Raw genomic sequence first — 17,350 nt, 5'->3', positions numbered from 1 at the left:
GTCAGGTGGCCTCGCCCGACTCCGCCCCGCCGTACCTCCGCTCGAAGCGGGCGATGCGGCCCTCGGTGTCCACCGTGCGGGCCTTGCCCGTGTAGAAGGGGTGGCTCTCGGAGGAGATCTCCACGTCGATCACCGGGTAGCTCCGGCCGTCGTCCCACTCGATGGTCTGCTCGCTCTGCGCGGTGGACCGGGTGAGGAAGGCGTAGCCCGCTGCCCGGTCGCGGAAGACCACGGGGTGGTAGTCGGGGTGCTTGTCCTGCTGCATGGCGGCTCCTCGTGCGGGGCGGTCGGGCAGGGTGCGTGCGGGTCAGCCGGGGAGGGAGTCCTCGTCGACGATGTGCATCGCGGCCTCCTCCGCGGTGGCGGCGGCACCGTCGATGCCGACGTCGGTTGCGACGAGGGCTTCCTCCTCGTCCTCGTGCGCTCCTTCGTCCGGGGCCACCAGGCGGCCGGAGCGGAGGTTGCCGACCTCGTTGTCGAGGAGTTCGCCGTCGGTGCCCTGGCAGTCACCGATGCCGTCGCCGTCGGGCGGGGTGGGGTCGGGCAGCTCCTCGGCGAGCCGCTGGTCGAGGGTCTCACCCGCCTGTCGTTCGGCCGCCGTCACACCGAGGTGGTCCACCGCCCACGGCCGCTCGGGAGGGGACCAGCCCCGGTCGAGGGGGTCGGCGACGCCGTCGAAGTCCAGTGTGTCCTCGACGTCGAGCACCCCCGAGTCCTCCGGGATCTCCGAGGGATCGGGCTGGTAGACGTCATCCCCCCAACCGTCGGCGCTGTCCACGAGTACCTCCAGGTGGTGAGGACGGCCGCGTGCCGCCGAAACGGGCTGCGGACCGTCGGCACACCCGGCACGGGTACGCGACGCGAACCGAGTGGTTCCCGGGCGCTTTCCGCACCGGTGCCGTTCTCCAGACTTCCACCCCGGCTCGGGACCGCGCAACGGCACGAGCCCCGGCCGGGCCCCGCACCCGCACGCCGAGGCCCGGCGGGACCGCCGGGGGCGCCCTGGATGCCCTCTGCACCGTCCGTGCAGGCACCGGTGCCGCCTGGGCACCCTCACCTGCCATGGGTGCCCACTGCGCCGTCCGGAAGGGACCGGTGCACCCGACACACTCTCACCCGCGATGGGTGCCTCCTGCGCCGTCCCGCCCTCCCGGCGCGCTTGGTGCATCCTCACCGGCGACGGGTCCCCCTGCGCCCCGCCGCAGGTGCCGGTGCCGCCCCCGCACCCTCACCTACCGCCGGCGGCTTCTGCGCCGTCCTCGCCGGCGCCGGTGTCCTCGGTGGGCCTCACCCGTGCCAGGAACGCCACAGCGCCGCGTACGCCCCGTCCGCCGCCACCAGCTCGTCGTGGCTGCCCAGCTCGCTGATGCGGCCGTTCTCCACCACGGCGATCACGTCGGCGTCGTGGGCGGTGTGCAGGCGGTGGGCGATGGCGACCACGGTGCGGCCCTCCAGGACACGGGCCAGGGAGCGCTCCAGATGGCGGGCCGCGCGCGGGTCGAGCAACGAGGTCGCCTCGTCCAGGACCAGCGTGTGCGGATCGGCCAGCACCAGCCGGGCCAGCGCGATCTGCTGGGCCTGCGCCGGGGTCAGCGCGAGCCCACCGGAGCCGACCTCGGTGTCCAGGCCGTCGTCCAGCGCCCGCGCCCACGCGTCCGCGTCGACCGCGCCCAGGGCCGCCCACAGCTCGGCGTCCGTGGCGCCGGTGCGGGCCAGCAGGAGGTTGTCGCGCAGGGAGCCCACGAACACGTGATGCTCCTGGTTGACCAGGGCCACGTGCGAGCGGACGCGTTCGGCCGGCATCCGGGACAGCTCCGCCCCGCCCAGGGTGACGCGGCCGTCCCGGGGCGCGTAGATCCCGGCGAGCAGCCTGCCCAGGGTGGACTTGCCCGCGCCCGAGGGGCCGACCAGGGCCAGCCGGGTGCCCGGCGCGACGTCCAGGGAGACCTTGCGCAGCACGTCGACGCCCTCGCGGTAGCCGAAGTGCACCCGGTCGGCGCGCACGTCCCGCCCGGCGGGCGCCAGCGAGCCGTCCCCGGCGTCCGGCTCGACGTCCCGCACCCCCACCAGGCGGGCCAGCGACACCTGGGCCACCTGCACCTCGTCGTACCAGCGCAGGATCAGGTTCACCGGGTCGACGAGCATCTGCGCGATGAGCGCGCCCGTGGTCAGCTGGCCCACCCCGATCCAGCCCCGCAGGACGAACACACCGCCGGCCATCAGGACCGAACCGAGGACGAGGACGTGGACGGTGTTGATCACCGGGAAGAGCACGGACCGCAGCCAGAGGGTGTAGCGCTCCCACGCGGTCCACTCCTTGATCCGCCGTTCCGACAGCGCGACGCGGCGATCACCGAGGCGGTGCGCCTCGACGGTGTGGCCCGCGTCCACCGTCTCGGCGAGCGCGGCGGCCACGGCGGCGTACCCGGCGGCCTCGGAGCGGTATCCGGAGGGCGCCCGCTTGAAGTACCAGCGGCATCCGGCCACCAGCACCGGCACGGCGAGCAGGACGGCGGCCGCCAGCGGTGGCGCCGTCACGACGAGCCCGCCGAGCAGCAGCAGGGCCCACACGACACCGATCGCCAACTGCGGCACGGCCTCGCGCATGGCGTTGGCCAGGCGGTCGATGTCGGTGGTGATGCGGGAGAGCAGGTCGCCGGTGCCGGCACGCTCCAGCACGCCCGGCGGCAGCCCGACCGACCGGACGAGGAAGTCCTCGCGCAGGTCGGCCAGCATCCGCTCGCCGAGCATCGCGCCCCGCAGCCGCACCTGCCGGACGAACACGGCCTGCACGACAAGCGCGAGGACGAACAGCCCGGCGGTCAGGCCGAGATGAAGCTCCCGGGCCCCGTCCGACACCCGCTCGACCAGGCCGCCGAGCAGGTACGGGCCCACCATGGAGGCGACCACGGCCACCGTGTTGACGGCGATCAGCAGCACGAAGGCGCGCCGGTGGCGGCGGAACAGCTCGACGACGTAGGCGCGCACGGTCGCGGCCGCGCCGACGGGCAGGGTGGTGGCGGTCGTCGGGGCCGCCGGGTCGTACGCCGGTGGCGCAACGCCGATCATGCGCTCTCCTCGATCTCTTCCAGCTCCTCGAGAGCGCCCAGGAGGGCGTCCTCGTCGGGCAGGTCCCCATCCGCGACGGCCGCGGCCTGCTCCTGCTCGGTCTCGCGCGTCACCACGGCCCGGTACCGCGGCTCGCTGTCGACCAGTTCACGGTGCACACCGGTCGCCACGACCTCACCCTCGTGGACCAGGGCGACCCGGTCCGCACGATCGAGCAGCAGCGGCGAGGAGGTGAACACCACCGTCGTCCGTCCCGAGCGCAGCCGGCGCAGCCCGTCCGCGATCCGTGCCTCGGTGTGCGAGTCGACCGCGGAGGTCGGCTCGTCCAGCACCAGCACCTCCGGGTCGGTGATCAGCGACCGGGCCAGGGCGAGCCGCTGGCGCTGGCCACCGGAGAGGGAACGGCCGCGCTCGGTGATGCGGGCGTCCATCGGGTCGGTGGCGTCCACCGAGCCCTGGACGAGGGCGTCCAGGACGTCCTCGCACTGCGCCGCCGCCAGCGCGTCCGTGGCCCGCACGGCACCGGAGGCGGGCACGTCGAGCAGTTCGCGCAGGGTGCCGGAGAGCAGCACGGGGTCCTTGTCCTGGACGAGGACGGCGGTACGGGCGCCGGCCAGTGGGAGTTCGTCCAGGGGCACCCCGCCGAGCAGCACCGAGCGGCCCGGTTCGGCGGGGTGGCCGCCCAGCCGCTCCGCGAGCCTGCCCGCCGCGTCGGGGTCGCCGCAGACCACGGCGGTGAACCGGCCGGCGGGAGCGAGCAGACCGGTGTCGGGGTCGTACAGGTCACCGCCCGGCACCTCGGCGGCGCGGACGCCGTCGGTGGCGGTGGCCCGCTCCAGCGACAGCACGCGCGCGGCCCGTTTGGCCGAGGGACGGGAGAAGGAGTAGGCCATCGCGATCTCTTCGAAGTGGCGCAGGGGATAGTTCAGGATCGTCACCGCGCTGTACACGGTGACGAGTTCGCCGACCGTGATCCGGCCCTGGCGGGCCAGCTGGGTGCCGTGCCAGACGACCGCGATCAGCAGCAGCCCGGGCAGCAGCACCTGGATGGCGGAGATCAGCGACCACATCCGGGCGCTGCGCACCGCGGCGTGCCGCACCTCCTGCGAGGCCCGGCGGTAGCGGTCGAGGAACAGTTCCTCGCCGCCGATGCCGCGCAGCACGCGCAGCCCGGCGACCGTGTCCGACGCCAGTTCGGTGGCTTTGCCCGCCTTTTCGCGTTGTGCGTCGGCCCGGCGGGTCGCGCGGGGCAGCAGCGGCAGCACCGCGAGCGCCACGACGGGCAGGCCGACGGCGACCACCATGCCCAGGGCGGGCTGGTAGACCAGGAGGCTGACACAGACCACGACGACCGTCAGCGCGGCCGCGGTGAACCGGGAGACCGCTTCGACGAACCAGCCGATCTTCTCCACGTCACCGGTGGAGACGGCCACCACCTCACCGGCGGCGACCCGCCGGGTCAGTCCGGAGCCCAACCGGGCGGCCTTGCGTGCGAGCAGTTGCTGGAGGCGGGCCGCGGCGGTGATCCAGTTGGTGATGGCGGCCCGGTGCAGGAAGGTGTCGCCGACGGCGATGCCCGTGCCGCACAGCAGCATCAGACCGCCCGTCAGGGCGAGCCGGGTGCCGGAGCGGTCGACGACCGCCTGCACGGCGAGGCCGACGCAGAAGGGCAGGGCGGAGACGGAGACGAAGTGCAGCAGGCCCCAGGCGAGCGACTTCAGCTGCCCGCCCATCTGGTTGCGCCAGAGCCACCACAGGAAGCGAGGACCCGAACGTGCGTCGGGGACGCCCGGATCGGAATACGGAAGGTCTTGAATCTGCATGACGTCCCAGTGGCTCGTGTCAGGGGAGGGGGATGCGGCGATGCGCGGCAACAAGCCGTGAAAGGTTCGCGTCGCAGAGTGGTGAATTTCAAACGGTTTTCCTGGGCGCCCGCGTGAACGACCGACTTCCGGCCAAGGGCCCGGGCGTCGGTGAGCGTCCCTCCTGACCTATCAGACCCCCGCGGACGCACCGAGGCCCCTGTGACCGTCGGTCACAGGGGCCTCGGTGCGTCCGCGGTCACCGCCAGGCCGTGGCCGCCCACGGCGAGGGGTGCCGGCGGGGCCGGCTCTCGGTGCCGCCTAGCGCTCGGCCGGGCGGCTCTTGGGCGCGGACGGCGGGCCTGCCGCGGCGGGTCCGGCCAGTACGTCCACGTCACTCACCCGGACGTAGGCGAGCCGGTGCCCGAACTGGATCTGGTAGTAACCCTCCTGGCCCTTCACCACCGGCTCGGGTGTGTCGGCGAAGGACGACCGGTCGACGTACGAACTGCCGACGCGGGCCTGGGTCACGTACCGCTGGCCCGCACCGAAGCGGTAGGGGAGGGGCGACTCGGGCGGCTCCTCCACGTCCTCGGGGTAGGCGTCCGCCTCCGGGAGGGCACGCCCGTACACGGGGATCTCGTCGAGGCCTTCCTTGGGCGTCACCATACGGCCGGTCGCGCCGACGGCCGTCGGGTGCTTCTTCGGATTCTTGAACCACGCCTTGTGGCCCTGGAACCAGATCGCCGTCCACTCGCCGTCGCGTCCGGCGACGGCGAAGGTCTGGCCGGCGGAGACGCGCGACCCCAGGTCGTTGACGTCCACCGTGGAGGGGTCGCCGTCCGGCTTGCGGCCCGGGTCCTGGATCAGGGGGGCGTCCTCGCGCGGTTCCGTGTGGAGGCGGACGGCGCTGGAGCCGTGCGGCGGACAGGGCTCACCGCTGCCGGTGCACCCCGTGAACGGCGGCTTGTGGCCGGCGTAGTCCGGAAGGATCATCACCATGTCGCTGTCCGGTCCGGCCGTGGCCCGCAGCGGTGCGCCGAGGAGGTCGAAGTAGTGCCGCCAGTCCCAGAAGGGGCCGGGGTCGTCGTGCATGTCGGGGATGGCGCCGGCGGTCGGCGACGGCACGTTGTCATGACCGAAGATGTGCTGCCGGTCGAGCGGGATGCCGTAACGTTTCGCCAGGTAGCGCACCAGGCGCGCGGAGGCCTGGTACATCCGTTCCGTGTACCAGGTGCCGGGCTGGGTGAGGAAGCCCTCGTGCTCGATGCCGATCGAGCGGGTGTTCACGAACTGGCTGCCGGAGTGCCAGGCCTCGTCCTTGGTCTTGACGTGCTGGGTGACGTGGCCGTCGCTGGAACGGATCGAGTAGTGCCACGACGACTCCGTCGGATCCTGCACCGTATCGAACATGCTGGGCAGCTTGGCCTCGGTGTCGTGGATGACGATGTAGTCGATCTTCTGGTCCCTGGGCCGGTCGGCGAGGTCGTGGTTGCCGTACGTGCCCTCGTCGTCGATCTGCTCGTACGGTGCGCGGAGCCAGTCGCAGGACAGCTCGGCGGGGCACTCGACCTCCTTGGACCGTTGTGGACCCTCGGGGCGGGCGACGCGGGGGCGTACGCCGGGGTTGGCGGCGAGGGTGACGTTCTGTCCTTCGGCGGTGGTGCGGTGCGCTCCTTTGCGGATCACCTCGAAGACGTCGTTCGCGTAGGTCGCCGCTGACGTGATGTCACGGGTGCCCGGGTAGTGCTCCACCGCCTCCCACCAGTCCGCAGGGTTCTCGCTGAGGGGCTTGCCGAGCTGCCGTTGCGTGGCCGCCAGGAGTGCGGCGCCGCCGCGTACGTTGGCGAGGGCGTCCGTCCGCAGGCGCTCGGCCGGGACGTGGATCAGGCGTGCGGCGCGCTCCAGGTCCGCCGGCTGCACGACGTGGCCGCCCGAGGCGTCGTCCGCGGGTGCCGCGGGCGTCCCCGCCTTGCCCGTGCGCGGCCGGCCCCCGGTGTCGTGCTGTGTCTGCGGGCCCGCCGCGCGTGCCGGGCCCTGGAGCCGGCCGGGGTCGAGCAGGTGCATGGGCCCGTAACCGCCGGCGACGCTGGGTGCGCCCGGATGGGAGTCCCATCGCGATTGCACGTAGGACACGCTCATGAGCACGCTGCGCGGCACGTGGTACTCGCGCGCGGCCTCCTCGAAGGCGTCCTGCAGCCGCTGGTCGGGGGATCCGTCCTCGCCGGACATCGGGATGAGCAGCAGCGGTGTGAGCACCGCCGCCGACGCGATCACGCAAGCCGTTCGGCGGTACCCGCGGAGAGCGTTGGGAACACGTGGGGCGGCCGGTCTTCTCATTGCACGGTTCTCCAGACATGCTCGTCACCATCAGGACAAGGGAGTTGTCCTGAACGCCACCCCTGGTACGTTTCCGTGCTTGGCGCGCCACGTCGCGCCAACCGTCACCGGGGTGGCCGAGCGGTCGGGCAGAGGCCACTCGGTCGGCGGCGTGCGGCTCAGTCCTCGACCGGGTCCACCTGCCAGTCGGGGTGGCCCGGCATGGGCGGGGTGTGCGGCCCGTACAGCCACGGGGTCAGGAAGGTGTTCAGGTCCTCGCCGGCGACCTCGGACGCGAGCGTGACGAACTCCCGGGTGCCGGCCGCACGGCCCCGGTACGTCGTCACCCAGGCCCGCTCGATCCTGTCGAAGGTCTCCGCGCCGACCTTCTCCCGCAAGGCGAACAGCACCAGCGCCGAGCCGTCGTAGCGCATCACCTTGAACAGCGTCGGCTCCGTGGGCTCGGCGGGTGCCCCCTCGTCGTGCCGCCACTGGTCGTGCTGCTCGTACGCCGCCCGCATCGCGTCCTCCAGGCTCACACCGCCGTGCTCGTCGGAGTACAGGCGTTCGTAGAACCGGGCGTGACCCTCGCTCAGCCACAGGTCGGACCAGCGCCGGATGGCGACGCTGTCCCCCGTCCAATGGTGGGTCAGCTCGTGCACGAGGTTGCGCTCGGCGTCGACCCGGTCGCCCAGCAGGTCGTCCTTGGGCACGACGGACAGCGACTGCGTCTCGAGCGCAACGGGCAGGTCGGTGTCCCCGACCAGCACGCCGTAGCGGCGGAACGGGTACGGGCCGAGCCGTCGTTCCAGCCAGGCGAGGTGTTGCGGGGTGAGCGAGCGGTAGGTCTCGGTGTCGCCGACCAGGCCGTCCGGGACCACGTCCCGGACCGGCAGCCCGCGCGGGCCGGTGCTGTCGACGAACGCGAACTTCCCGATCGCCATCTGGACCAGTTGCGGCGCGACCGGCTGCTCGGAGTCGTAGGTCCATCTGACGTGTCCGTCGGGTCGCCGGACGCGGTCGACGAGCCGGCCGTTGGCCACCGCGCTGAGCCCTGCAGGGGTGGTGATACGGAAGGTGACCGGCGCCCGCAGGCTCGGATGGTCGTTCGCCGGAAAGATCATTTTTGCGCCGTCCGGCTGGGCGTAGATCACGGTGCCGTCGGACGTGGGTACCCAGCCGTAGTCCTGGATGGCGTCGTCGCGGTGCCGGCGCTGCGTCGGGTCGGCGGTGTAGGCGACGCGGACGGTGAACGCCCTCCCGCGCGGGATCGGTCTCGCCGGAGTGACGACGAGTTCGTCGCCGTCGCGTACGGCGGCGGCCGGTGCGCCGTCGACCGTGACCCTGTGCAGGGTATTGCCCGCGAAGTCGAGATCGAAGCGGGACAGGGACTGTGTGGCGGTGGCGCTGATGGCGACGCCGGCGGCGAAGGGCGTCTCGGGTGCCCGCCAGTCGAAGTCGAGTGTGTAGCGGCGGACCGTGTAGCCGCCGTTGCCGGCGAGCGGCATCAGCGGGTCGCCGACGCCGGGTGCGCCGGGGGACGGGGCCGGGGCCCGGTCCGGCCCCGACGCGGCCGGACCGGGAGCGGGCGAGCCGTCGGCTCCGCGCGGGAGCATGCCGGCGAGTACGGCGGCACCGGTTACCGCGCCGGCGCCGGCGAAGGCCAGGGCGAGTGCCGCGCGACGGGTGCGCAGGACATGACGGAGGCGCCCCCGCCCGGACCGACGGTGCGCGGATCCCGTGAGTGACCCCTTGGTGATCTCCATGACCGCACTATGTCAGTAAGGTGTGCTTATAGCATGAAATGTCCCCTTGGGGCGCGTCCGTGCGGGGAGCTGTGGCCGGGTCGGCTCCGCGGACGTGTTCGGGCGGACGTGTTCGTCCGGTCTGTGCGTTGCGGCCGACGGCCGACTCCCCGTAGAACACCGCCCATGAGAAGACGGATAGTCATGTCCATGCTCGCCGGAGCGACCCTCCTGGCGGGTACGTTCTTCGGTCCCGGAACCACGGTCGCCCGAGCGGCGGACGCCCCGGCCGAGTTCGGCACCGACTGGCACGACCCGGTGACCGCGGCACCGCCGCCCGACCGGCCGCACACCAGGTCGTGCCAGGTCACCCTCGCCGACGCCCAGTTCCGCGACTTCACCCCCTACCGGGGCGTGTACACCCCGCCCAAAGCCTGCGGCGACCGCTGGAACAAGGTCGTCCTGCGGCTCGACGGCAAGGTGAAGGGACGTCAGTACGACCGGCTCGGCTATCTGCACGTCGGCGGTGTGGAGGTCCTGCGCACCTCCACACCGGAGCCCTCGCCCGAGGGCATCGAGTGGCACGTCGAGAAGGACGTCACCCGCTACAGCGACACCTTCCGCGGCGCCCAGGACGTCGAGATGCTCATCGGCAACGTCGTGGACGACACGTACACCGGGGTCATCGATGTGCAGGTCACCCTCACCTTCTACGCGGGCCGCCCCGAGACCCCCGCACCCGACCGTGTGCTCACCCTCGCCGACACGCCGGACGGCACGACCCTCACGACGCCGCGCAACAGCGAGCGGATCGTCGCCGAGGTGTACGCGACCGGATCGGGCGGCGGCTGCGAGGAGTTCTGGTACCTGACCGTGGCCGACCCGGCGGCCTACTCCTGCAAGGCCGACCACGGGCCCTACCGCGAGGTGCAGATCGAGGTCGACGGCCGACTTGCCGGCATCGCGGCGCCGTTCCCGAACGTTTGGACCGGAGGCTGGTCCAATCCCTTCCTCTGGTACGTCCTCCCGGCTCCCCGTGCCTTCGACGTCCGGCCCGTCGAGTACGACCTGACGCCCTTCGCCGGCCTCCTCAACGACGGCCGCCCGCACCGCGTCGAGGTCTCGGTCGCCGGCGTGCCCGCGGGACAGCCCGGCTGGAGCGCACCGGTGAACGTCCTGGTCTGGCGCGACGGGCATCGCGCGCACGTCACCGGCGCGCTCACCGGGAACACGGCGACGGACATCACCGACACCTCGGTCTACACGCCCGGTTCGGAGAACCGTGTGGACACCGACGCGGGGCACCGGCTCACCGTCTCCGGTTACCTCGACACCTCGCACGGCCGGGTGACCACCACCGTCAGCCGGACGCTCGCCAACACCTCCGTCCACCGCTGGACCGACGGCGAGAACACGGACGGACTCGACGCCACCTGGACCGACGACGAGACCGTCACCGTCGGCGGACACGGCCCCGTGCGGACGACGCACACGCACCGGACGTACACGATGAACGGTGCCACGACCGTCGGCTCGGACAACCGGCTGCGCACCGCGCTGACCCTCGGCGACCGCGCCTCGGTCGTGGAACGGCGCGACGGCCGGCGCACCGCGTGGTCCCGGCTCGACGACACCTACGGCGGCGACGCCACGTACACGATCAACGTCCCGCGCGACCAGCGGCACGCGGTGGGCACGTCGACCGAGCGCTATCGGCTGTACGGCTCCGACGGCTGCTACGACCGCTCGCTGACCACCGTGCAGGGAGTGCTGACGGAGGACCGGAGCCGCTGCTGACCCTGGCGATGCGCGCTGTCCCGGGCCTGCCAGGTGCGTACCGGCCCGGCCCGTGACGGAGCCGGTCCCGGAAGCCTGGCGACGCAGCGATGCGCGGTGTCCCGGGACGTCAGGTGCGTACCGGCCGGGGCCGTGACGGGACCGGCTCAAGAAGTCGGCCCACGCGCATACGCCTGCCGTGCGGTCCCCGTTCCGGCCTTCCGGAGCGGGGACCGCGGCCGTTCAGCACTCCCTGGCCGCGTCTCCGTCGATCAGCGTGTCCAGCAGTACGCCGAGCACCTGGCGCTCCTTCTCCGTCAGTGGAGCGAGTATCTCCGCGGCCGCCGAGCGGCGTGCGCCGCGCAGCTCGCGCAGCGTCGAGCGTCCCTCGTCCGTCAGCTCGATCCGGGTCACGCGCCGGTTCGCCGGATCGGCCACCCGCCGCACCTTGCCGCTCGCCTCCAGCCCGTCGACCAGCGTCGTCACCGCGCGGGGCACGACCTCGAGGCGCTCGGCGAGGTCGGCCATGCGCGGAGGTGAGCCGTAGTGCGCGAGGGTGCGCAGCAGCCGGGACTGGGCCGGGGTGACGCCCAGGTCGCGCTGTTCCAGATGGCGCTTCTGGATGCGGTGCACCCGGCGGGTCAGCCGCAGCAACTGCTCGGCGAGCAGGCCCTCGGGATCGGGGGTGGTCATGCGGGAACAATATCAGGACGCCGTTCATTGTGAGTGTAGGTAACAATGAGCTACGATCCGTTCTGTCCTCGTCGGCCGACCTCCGGCCGGCGCCCGTTCACCTCCGTAGGAGCCCATGCACCCCGACCGTGACCCCACCTGGACCCCGCCTGCCGGCGCCGAGGAACAACCCCGGCAGGTGCGTCGCATCCTGAAGCTCTTCCACCCCTATCGCGGGCGGCTCGCGATCGTCGGCCTGCTGGTCGGCGCCTCCTCGCTGGTCTCGGTGGCCACACCGTTCCTGCTGAAGGAGACGCTGGACGTCGCGATCCCCCAGGGCCGCACCGGCCTGCTGAGCCTGCTGGCGCTCGGCATGATCCTCAGCGCCGTCCTGTCCAGCGTCTTCGGCGTGCTCCAGACGCTGATCTCGACCACCGTCGGCCAGCGCGTCATGCACGACCTGCGCACCGCCGTCTACGGCCGGCTGCAGCGCATGTCGCTCGCCTTCTTCACCCGCACCCGCACCGGCGAGGTGCAGTCCCGCATCGCCAACGACATCGGCGGGATGCAGGCCACCGTCACCTCGACCGCCACCTCCCTGGTCTCCAACGCCACCAGCGTGGTCGCCACGATCGTCGCCATGGTCGCCCTCGACTGGCGGCTCACGATCGTCTCGCTGCTCCTGCTGCCGGCTTTCGTGTGGATCAGCCGCCGCGTCGGCAACGAACGCAAGAAGATCACCACCCAGCGGCAGAAGCAGATGGCCGCGATGGCCGCGACCGTCACCGAGTCGCTCTCCGTCAGCGGCATCCTGCTCGGCCGCACCATGGGCCGCTCCGACTCGCTCACCACGTCCTTCGCCGAGGAGTCCGAGCGCCTGGTCGACCTGGAAGTGAAGTCGAACATGGCCGGGCGCTGGCGCATGGCCGTGATCACGATCGTCATGGCCGCGATGCCCGCCGTCATCTACTGGACCGCGGGCCTGGCCCTCCGGTTCGGCGGCCCCGAGGTCTCCCTGGGCACGATCGTCGCCTTCGTCTCGCTCCAGCAGGGCCTGTTCCGCCCGGCCGTCAGCCTGCTCGCGACCGGAGTCCAGATCCAGACCTCGCTCGCGCTCTTCCAGCGCATCTTCGAGTACCTGGACCTGCCCATCGACATCACCGAGCGCGAACGTCCCGTCCACCTCGACCGGATCAAGGGCGAAGTCCGCTTCGAGGACGTCACGTTCCGCTACGACGCCGACGACGACGCGGTCCGCCCGGTCCTCGACGGCATCGACGTCGCCGTGCCCGCCGGGGGCAGTCTCGCCGTCGTCGGCCCGACCGGCGCCGGCAAGTCCACGCTCGGCCATCTGGTGCCCCGCCTCTACGACGTCACCGGCGGCCGCGTCACCCTGGACGGCGTCGACGTCCGCGACCTCGATTTCGACACCCTCGCCCGCGCGGTCGGCGTCGTCTCGCAGGAGACGTACCTCTTCCACGCCTCGGTCGCCGACAACCTGCGCTTCGCCAAGCCGGACGCCACCGACGAGGAACTGCACGCGGCGGCCAAAGCTGCACAGATCCACGACCACATCGCCGCACTGCCCGACGGCTACGACACGATCGTCGGCGAACGCGGCCACCGCTTCTCCGGAGGCGAGAAGCAGCGCCTCGCCATAGCCCGCACCATCCTGCGCGACCCGCCGGTCCTCGTCCTCGACGAGGCGACCAGCGCGCTCGACACCCGCACGGAAGCCGCCGTCCAAGAGGCCATCGACGCCCTGTCGGCCGACCGCACGACGCTCACCATCGCCCACCGCCTGTCCACGATCCGCGGCGCCGACCAGATCGTGGTGCTGGACTCCGGGCGGGTCGCCGAACGGGGCACGCACGAGGAACTGCTGGAACGGGACGGGCGCTACGCGGCCCTGGTGCGCCGGGACGCCCAACTGGAACCGACAAGCTGACGCAGTGACCGACAAACTGAACATATGCCGGGTTTATGGCCATATGCGTAATACCGTGCCCGCATGCAGAAGAAGACTCCGCCACGGAGCACGATCCGACTGACCCGCCGAGGCCGCCTCGCCCTCGTCGTGGCCGGCGCCGTCGTGGCCGGCGCCGCCGTGGCGGTGCCGCTGCTGACGCTGGAGAGCGGCCACCAGGAAGCGGAGCCCGCCAGCCTGGTCATCCCGGAGGGCTGGCGCGCGAGCCAGGTGTACGACGCGATCGACAAGGCCCTGAAACTGCCCGCGGGCAGCACCCGCAAGTCCATCGGCAAGGCCGCTCTGAAGCTGCCGGGCGAGGCCCAGGGCAACCCCGAGGGTTATCTCTTCCCGGCCACGTACCCCCTGGAGAAGGGGGCGACGCCCGAGTCACTGCTGCGGTCCATGGTCGACACCGCCGAGAAGAAGTTCAACGCGGCGCCGGTCGCGGCCGGAGCCCAGCGCAACGCGATGAACCTCTACCAGGCCGTCACCATCGCCAGCATCGTCCAGGCCGAGGCCGCGACGAAGGCGGACATGGGCAAGGTCGCCCGGGTCGTCCTCAACCGGCTCGAGCGCGGGATGCCGCTGCAGATGGACTCGACCATCAACTACGCGCTGAACCGCACCTTGCTCCGCACCAGCATGGACGACACCCGCATCGAGAGCCCGTACAACTCCTACCAGCGCATGGGCCTGCCCCCGACGCCGATCGACAACCCCGGCGAGGAGGCGATGCGCGCCACGCTCAACGCCCCGGCGGGCACCTGGCTCTACTTCGTCACGGTCAAGCCGGGGGACACCCGCTTCACCGACGACTATGCGACGCACATGCGCAATGTGGCGGAGTTCAACGCCCTCCACCAGAGCACGGCGCAGGCGCAGCCCCCGAGCCAGAGCCCGCTGCAGTCCCCCGCCCCCTCGCAGCCCGCGGTCCGCTGAACCGGGGGCACGTCACGCGGCGGCCGGCTGTTCCTCGGACAGCAACCGCCTGATGTCCCGGACGGCCGCGCGACCGGCCCGGTTCGCGCCTATGGTGCTGGCCGAGGGACCGTACCCCACGAGGTGGACGCGCGGATCGGCCACCGCGCGGGTGCCCTCGACCCGGATGCCGCCGCCCGGCTCGCGCAGCCGCAGGGGAGTGAGGTGGTCGAGCGCGGCCCGGAAGCCGGTGGCCCACAGGATCACATCGGCCTCCACGTGCCGGCCGTCCTTCCACACCACGCCGTCCGGGGTGATCCGGTCGAACATCGGCTGCCGGTCCAGGACACCGTCCGCGATGCCCTTGCGGATGGCGTCGTTGAGAGGCAGCCCGGTGACCGAGACCACACTGTGCGGCGGCAGCCCCTGCCGCACCCGCTCCTCCACCAGCGCGACCGCGGCCCGCCCCGCCTCCTGGTCGAACGGCCCTTCGCGGAACACGGGAGGCCGCCGGGTCACCCAGGTGGTCGCGGCCGCGTACGGGGCCAGCTCCAGCAGATGCTGGGTGCCCGAGGCGCCACCGCCGACGACCACGACCCGCAGCCCGGCGAACTCCTCGGGCCCGGCGTACTGCGCGGTGTGCAACTGCCGCCCGCGGAAGGTCTCCTGGCCCGGGTAGCGCGGCCAGAACGGCCGATCCCAGGTGCCGGTCGCGTTGATCAGCGCCCGCGTCGACCAGATGCCGTCCGAGGTCTCCACCCGCAGTCGCCCGTCCTGCCCCTCGCGCACCGCCCGCACATCCACGGGCCGTCGTACCCGCAGGTCGAAGGTGCGCTCGTACCGGTCGAAGTACTCCCGGATCACCTCCGCCGAAGGCCGCTCAGGGTCGGCGTCCGTCAGCTCCATGCCGGGCAGCGCATGCATCCCGTGCACCTTGCCGTACGTCAGTGACGGCCAGCGGAACTGCCAGGCGCCGCCCGGCCCGGGGGAGTGGTCCAGCACCACGAAGTCACGCTCCGGCTCGAAGCCGGTGCGCCGCAGGTGATAGGCGCCGGCCAGTCCGGCCTGACCAGCGCCTATGACGACTACCTCGACCTCGCGTGTTCCGTTCACACATCTGCCAACAGGGAGCCGTTCGGGGATCTTCCCGACCGCTCAGCGCCCGTCCGCAGGCCAGTCGCCGTTGAACCGCGTGTCCACGAAGTCGCCGAGGTCCCCTTCTTCGGGAGGGCCCTCGACCCGCTGAGGGTGTCGGCGATCTGCTGCCGCCGCCGGTGCCGCGGACGAGTCCCCGCCGCAGGCGGTGAGCGGAAGGGCGAGGGGGAGGGGAGGAGCAGCACGGTGGGGCGAGGCGTCGTCGCGTGGCGAATGCGTTCCAGGCGGGGGCGAAAGGGCGTTCAGGCGGCTTCGGCGGCCGTGTCGACGCCGAGCCGTGCCAGCAGGCCGGCGCGGAGTGCGGCGAACCGGGGGTCGGTGATCTCGCGCGGACGGTCGAGGTCGATGCGCTGCTCGTGGGCGATCCGGCCGCCGTCCATCACCAGGACGCGGTCGGCCAGCACCAGGGCCTCCTCGACGTCGTGCGTGACCAGCAGCACGGCGCAGCCGCGGCGCTGCCACAACTCCCCGACCAGCCGTTGGGCCTTGATCCGGGTGAGAGCGTCGAGCGCGCCGAACGGCTCGTCGAGCAGCAGCAGATCCGGCTCGCGCACCAGCGCACGGGCGAGGGAGACACGCTGGACCTCCCCGCCGGAGAGGGTCTTGGGCCAGGCGTCGACCCGGTGACCCAGGCCGACCTCGTCCAGCGCCCGCTGGGCGAGGCCGCGTTCGGGTTTGCCGGGCAGGCCCAGCAGAACATTGCGCCACACCTTCTTCCAGGGCATGAGCGGGGTCGGCTGGAAGGCGACGGCCCTGCGGCGCGGGACGAGCGCGGTGCCCTTGATGTCCCGGTCGAGGCCGGCGAGGATGCGCAGCAACGTCGACTTGCCGCAGCCGCTGCGGCCGAGCAGGGCGACGAACTCGCCGGGTGCGATGCCGAGCCGGAGGTCGTCGATGACGGCGCGGCCGTCGAAGGAGCGGGACAGCCCCTCGACGTGCACCGCCTGCGTCACCATGGGGCTCACCGGCCCGTGAACGTCGGTCGCCATAGCGGCAGCAGCCTTTCGAGGGAGCGGACGATGAAGTCGGCCAGCAGGCCGGGGAAGGCGCGGACGACCGGGCAGACCACGATGACGTCGCTCCGCAGGAAGTCCCGGGCCCGCGCCATCAGGAAGCCGACGCCCGCGAAGGCGTCGACCTGCTCGGCGAAGAGCAGCGCGAGCCGGGCGATGCCGAGGGAGCGCAGGCCGGTCAGGATCCGAGACCCGTGTCCGGCGCCGAGTGGTCACAGTCCAAGGTCCACGGCTACGCCGGAGCACGACGACCATGCGATCCGGCCCGGTGGGGCGAGCACGCCGGACGTCAACGCACCGCTGCTGACGAGGAGTTGGCACAGGGCCGGCGACACGCGCGGGCTGGTGCTGTAGCGCAGCCGGCGGGGGACTGCGGCGGGAGCGGGCGGGCATGACGGGCTGGAAGCCGGGGGAGGCGGGTCCGGAACCGCAGGTCCCCGGTTCTTCAGGTCCGGACAGGCCCGAGATGCCGGGCTCGGGGGAGTGGGGTGGGGCATGGCTGATGCTCATGGATGCTCCACGGGCAAGGGGGTGGGCGAGAGGGTACGACCCGGCGCCGCCGGGCGCTGAGCGGGTGGACCCGCCACGTCATGACCGGCTCAAGGCAGGTCAGGGACGACGTGCGGGCAGAACGGCGTAGCCCACTGAGGGGGAGAGGAGGGAGAGGGCGTCAGCGGTCGCGGCGACACGCGGCGGAGGCCACCCGCAGCAGGTCGATGTGACCGCGCGTGGTGAGCAGGGCTGAACGCACCATGCGGGTGAAAGTAGTCAGCCGTATGCGGCAGGGTCAACGGGCGTCTCGCCCAGTGGACCCCGCAACCGGACAGCGGTCTGGGTCAGCCGGCTCACCGGGATGCCGGTCTGCCGGGACACGTGCCGGGGGTGTGAGAGTCGGCGAATGGGTCAGGATGG

14 protein-coding genes are annotated in these 17,350 nt (G+C 72.3%); 3 read left to right on the top strand and 11 right to left on the bottom strand.

The annotated features are described in order from the left end of the window. Position 1: 1 nt before the first annotated feature. From ACGFRF_RS03210 to ACGFRF_RS03185, 6 genes are all read right to left on the bottom strand, one after another. Positions 2-265 (bottom strand): type B 50S ribosomal protein L31, encoded by a 264-nt coding sequence (locus ACGFRF_RS03210; protein WP_393736657.1) that lies wholly within the window; start codon positions 263-265, stop codon positions 2-4. A gap of 42 nt (positions 266-307) precedes the next feature. Next, entirely contained in the window at positions 308-778 is a 471-nt protein-coding gene (locus ACGFRF_RS03205) for a DUF5709 domain-containing protein (protein WP_393736655.1), read from the bottom strand. A gap of 509 nt (positions 779-1,287) precedes the next feature. Then, positions 1,288-3,069, bottom strand: coding sequence for an ABC transporter ATP-binding protein (locus ACGFRF_RS03200; RefSeq protein ID WP_393736653.1), 1,782 nt, complete (start codon positions 3,067-3,069; stop codon positions 1,288-1,290). After that, positions 3,066-4,892, bottom strand: a complete 1,827-nt coding sequence (locus tag ACGFRF_RS03195; RefSeq protein WP_393736651.1) for an ABC transporter ATP-binding protein — start codon at positions 4,890-4,892, stop codon at positions 3,066-3,068. Before ACGFRF_RS03195 ends, ACGFRF_RS03200 begins: the two co-directional genes overlap by 4 nt. 300 nt (positions 4,893-5,192) lie before the next feature. Next, positions 5,193-7,148 (bottom strand): N-acetylmuramoyl-L-alanine amidase, encoded by a 1,956-nt coding sequence (locus ACGFRF_RS03190; protein ID WP_393736649.1) that lies wholly within the window; start codon positions 7,146-7,148, stop codon positions 5,193-5,195. A gap of 221 nt (positions 7,149-7,369) precedes the next feature. Further along, positions 7,370-8,956 (bottom strand): M1 family metallopeptidase, encoded by a 1,587-nt coding sequence (locus tag ACGFRF_RS03185; RefSeq protein ID WP_393736647.1) that lies wholly within the window; start codon positions 8,954-8,956, stop codon positions 7,370-7,372. A gap of 165 nt (positions 8,957-9,121) precedes the next feature. On the opposite strand from ACGFRF_RS03185, the gene ACGFRF_RS03180 reads away from it, so the two are divergent. Beyond that, positions 9,122-10,732 (top strand): peptide-N4-asparagine amidase, encoded by a 1,611-nt coding sequence (locus ACGFRF_RS03180; RefSeq protein WP_393736645.1) that lies wholly within the window; start codon positions 9,122-9,124, stop codon positions 10,730-10,732. Positions 10,733-10,954: 222 nt separating this feature from the next. On the opposite strand, the gene ACGFRF_RS03175 is transcribed toward ACGFRF_RS03180, so the two are convergent. Next, positions 10,955-11,404, bottom strand: coding sequence for a MarR family winged helix-turn-helix transcriptional regulator (locus ACGFRF_RS03175; RefSeq protein ID WP_393736643.1), 450 nt, complete (start codon positions 11,402-11,404; stop codon positions 10,955-10,957). Between the two features lie 115 nt (positions 11,405-11,519). Between ACGFRF_RS03175 and ACGFRF_RS03170 the strand changes: the two genes are divergently transcribed. Both ACGFRF_RS03170 and mltG read left to right on the top strand, forming a co-directional pair. Beyond that, positions 11,520-13,331, top strand: coding sequence for an ABC transporter ATP-binding protein (locus ACGFRF_RS03170; RefSeq protein WP_393736641.1), 1,812 nt, complete (start codon positions 11,520-11,522; stop codon positions 13,329-13,331). A gap of 63 nt (positions 13,332-13,394) precedes the next feature. Further along, complete coding sequence (gene mltG, locus ACGFRF_RS03165; RefSeq protein ID WP_393736639.1) at positions 13,395-14,291, top strand: endolytic transglycosylase MltG; 897 nt, start codon at positions 13,395-13,397, stop codon at positions 14,289-14,291. A 12-nt stretch (positions 14,292-14,303) separates the two neighbouring features. Here mltG and ACGFRF_RS03160 read toward each other — a convergent pair whose 3' ends face one another. The 4 genes from ACGFRF_RS03160 to ACGFRF_RS03145 all read right to left on the bottom strand — a co-directional run bounded on the left by ACGFRF_RS03160 (position 14,304) and on the right by ACGFRF_RS03145 (position 17,192). Next, positions 14,304-15,383 (bottom strand): NAD(P)-binding domain-containing protein, encoded by a 1,080-nt coding sequence (locus ACGFRF_RS03160; protein ID WP_393736637.1) that lies wholly within the window; start codon positions 15,381-15,383, stop codon positions 14,304-14,306. Between the two features lie 284 nt (positions 15,384-15,667). After that, complete coding sequence (locus ACGFRF_RS03155; protein WP_393736635.1) at positions 15,668-16,414, bottom strand: ABC transporter ATP-binding protein; 747 nt, start codon at positions 16,412-16,414, stop codon at positions 15,668-15,670. Beyond that, positions 16,387-16,533: a hypothetical protein gene (locus tag ACGFRF_RS03150; protein ID WP_393736633.1), complete on the bottom strand. Its 147-nt coding sequence runs from the start codon at positions 16,531-16,533 to the stop codon at positions 16,387-16,389. The genes ACGFRF_RS03155 and ACGFRF_RS03150 overlap by 28 nt, the downstream gene beginning before the upstream one ends. A 575-nt stretch (positions 16,534-17,108) precedes the next feature. After that, complete coding sequence (locus ACGFRF_RS03145; protein ID WP_393737095.1) at positions 17,109-17,192, bottom strand: putative leader peptide; 84 nt, start codon at positions 17,190-17,192, stop codon at positions 17,109-17,111. Positions 17,193-17,350 lie beyond the last annotated feature (158 nt).

The organism is Streptomyces sp. NPDC048521 (genome assembly GCF_043199855.1).
GTDB lineage: Bacteria > Actinomycetota > Actinomycetes > Streptomycetales > Streptomycetaceae > Streptomyces.
This window is presented reverse-complemented; position numbering and strand designations above follow the sequence as displayed.

What these genes read in the sequence shown, in the direction of transcription:
- ACGFRF_RS03195 (WP_393736651.1), bottom strand. Translation starts at nt 4,892, where the DNA reads ATGCAGATTCAAGACCTTCCGTATTCCGATCCGGGCGTCCCCGACGCA.
- ACGFRF_RS03210 (WP_393736657.1), bottom strand. Translation starts at nt 265, where the DNA reads ATGCAGCAGGACAAGCACCCCGACTACCACCCCGTGGTCTTCCGCGAC.
- ACGFRF_RS03175 (WP_393736643.1), bottom strand. Translation starts at nt 11,404, where the DNA reads ATGACCACCCCCGATCCCGAGGGCCTGCTCGCCGAGCAGTTGCTGCGG.
- mltG (WP_393736639.1), top strand. Translation starts at nt 13,395, where the DNA reads ATGCAGAAGAAGACTCCGCCACGGAGCACGATCCGACTGACCCGCCGA.
- ACGFRF_RS03185 (WP_393736647.1), bottom strand. Translation starts at nt 8,956, where the DNA reads ATGGAGATCACCAAGGGGTCACTCACGGGATCCGCGCACCGTCGGTCC.
- ACGFRF_RS03145 (WP_393737095.1), bottom strand. Translation starts at nt 17,192, where the DNA reads ATGGTGCGTTCAGCCCTGCTCACCACGCGCGGTCACATCGACCTGCTG.
- ACGFRF_RS03200 (WP_393736653.1), bottom strand. Translation starts at nt 3,069, where the DNA reads ATGATCGGCGTTGCGCCACCGGCGTACGACCCGGCGGCCCCGACGACC.
- ACGFRF_RS03170 (WP_393736641.1), top strand. Translation starts at nt 11,520, where the DNA reads ATGCACCCCGACCGTGACCCCACCTGGACCCCGCCTGCCGGCGCCGAG.
- ACGFRF_RS03150 (WP_393736633.1), bottom strand. Translation starts at nt 16,533, where the DNA reads ATGGCGCGGGCCCGGGACTTCCTGCGGAGCGACGTCATCGTGGTCTGC.
- ACGFRF_RS03180 (WP_393736645.1), top strand. Translation starts at nt 9,122, where the DNA reads ATGAGAAGACGGATAGTCATGTCCATGCTCGCCGGAGCGACCCTCCTG.
- ACGFRF_RS03155 (WP_393736635.1), bottom strand. Translation starts at nt 16,414, where the DNA reads ATGGCGACCGACGTTCACGGGCCGGTGAGCCCCATGGTGACGCAGGCG.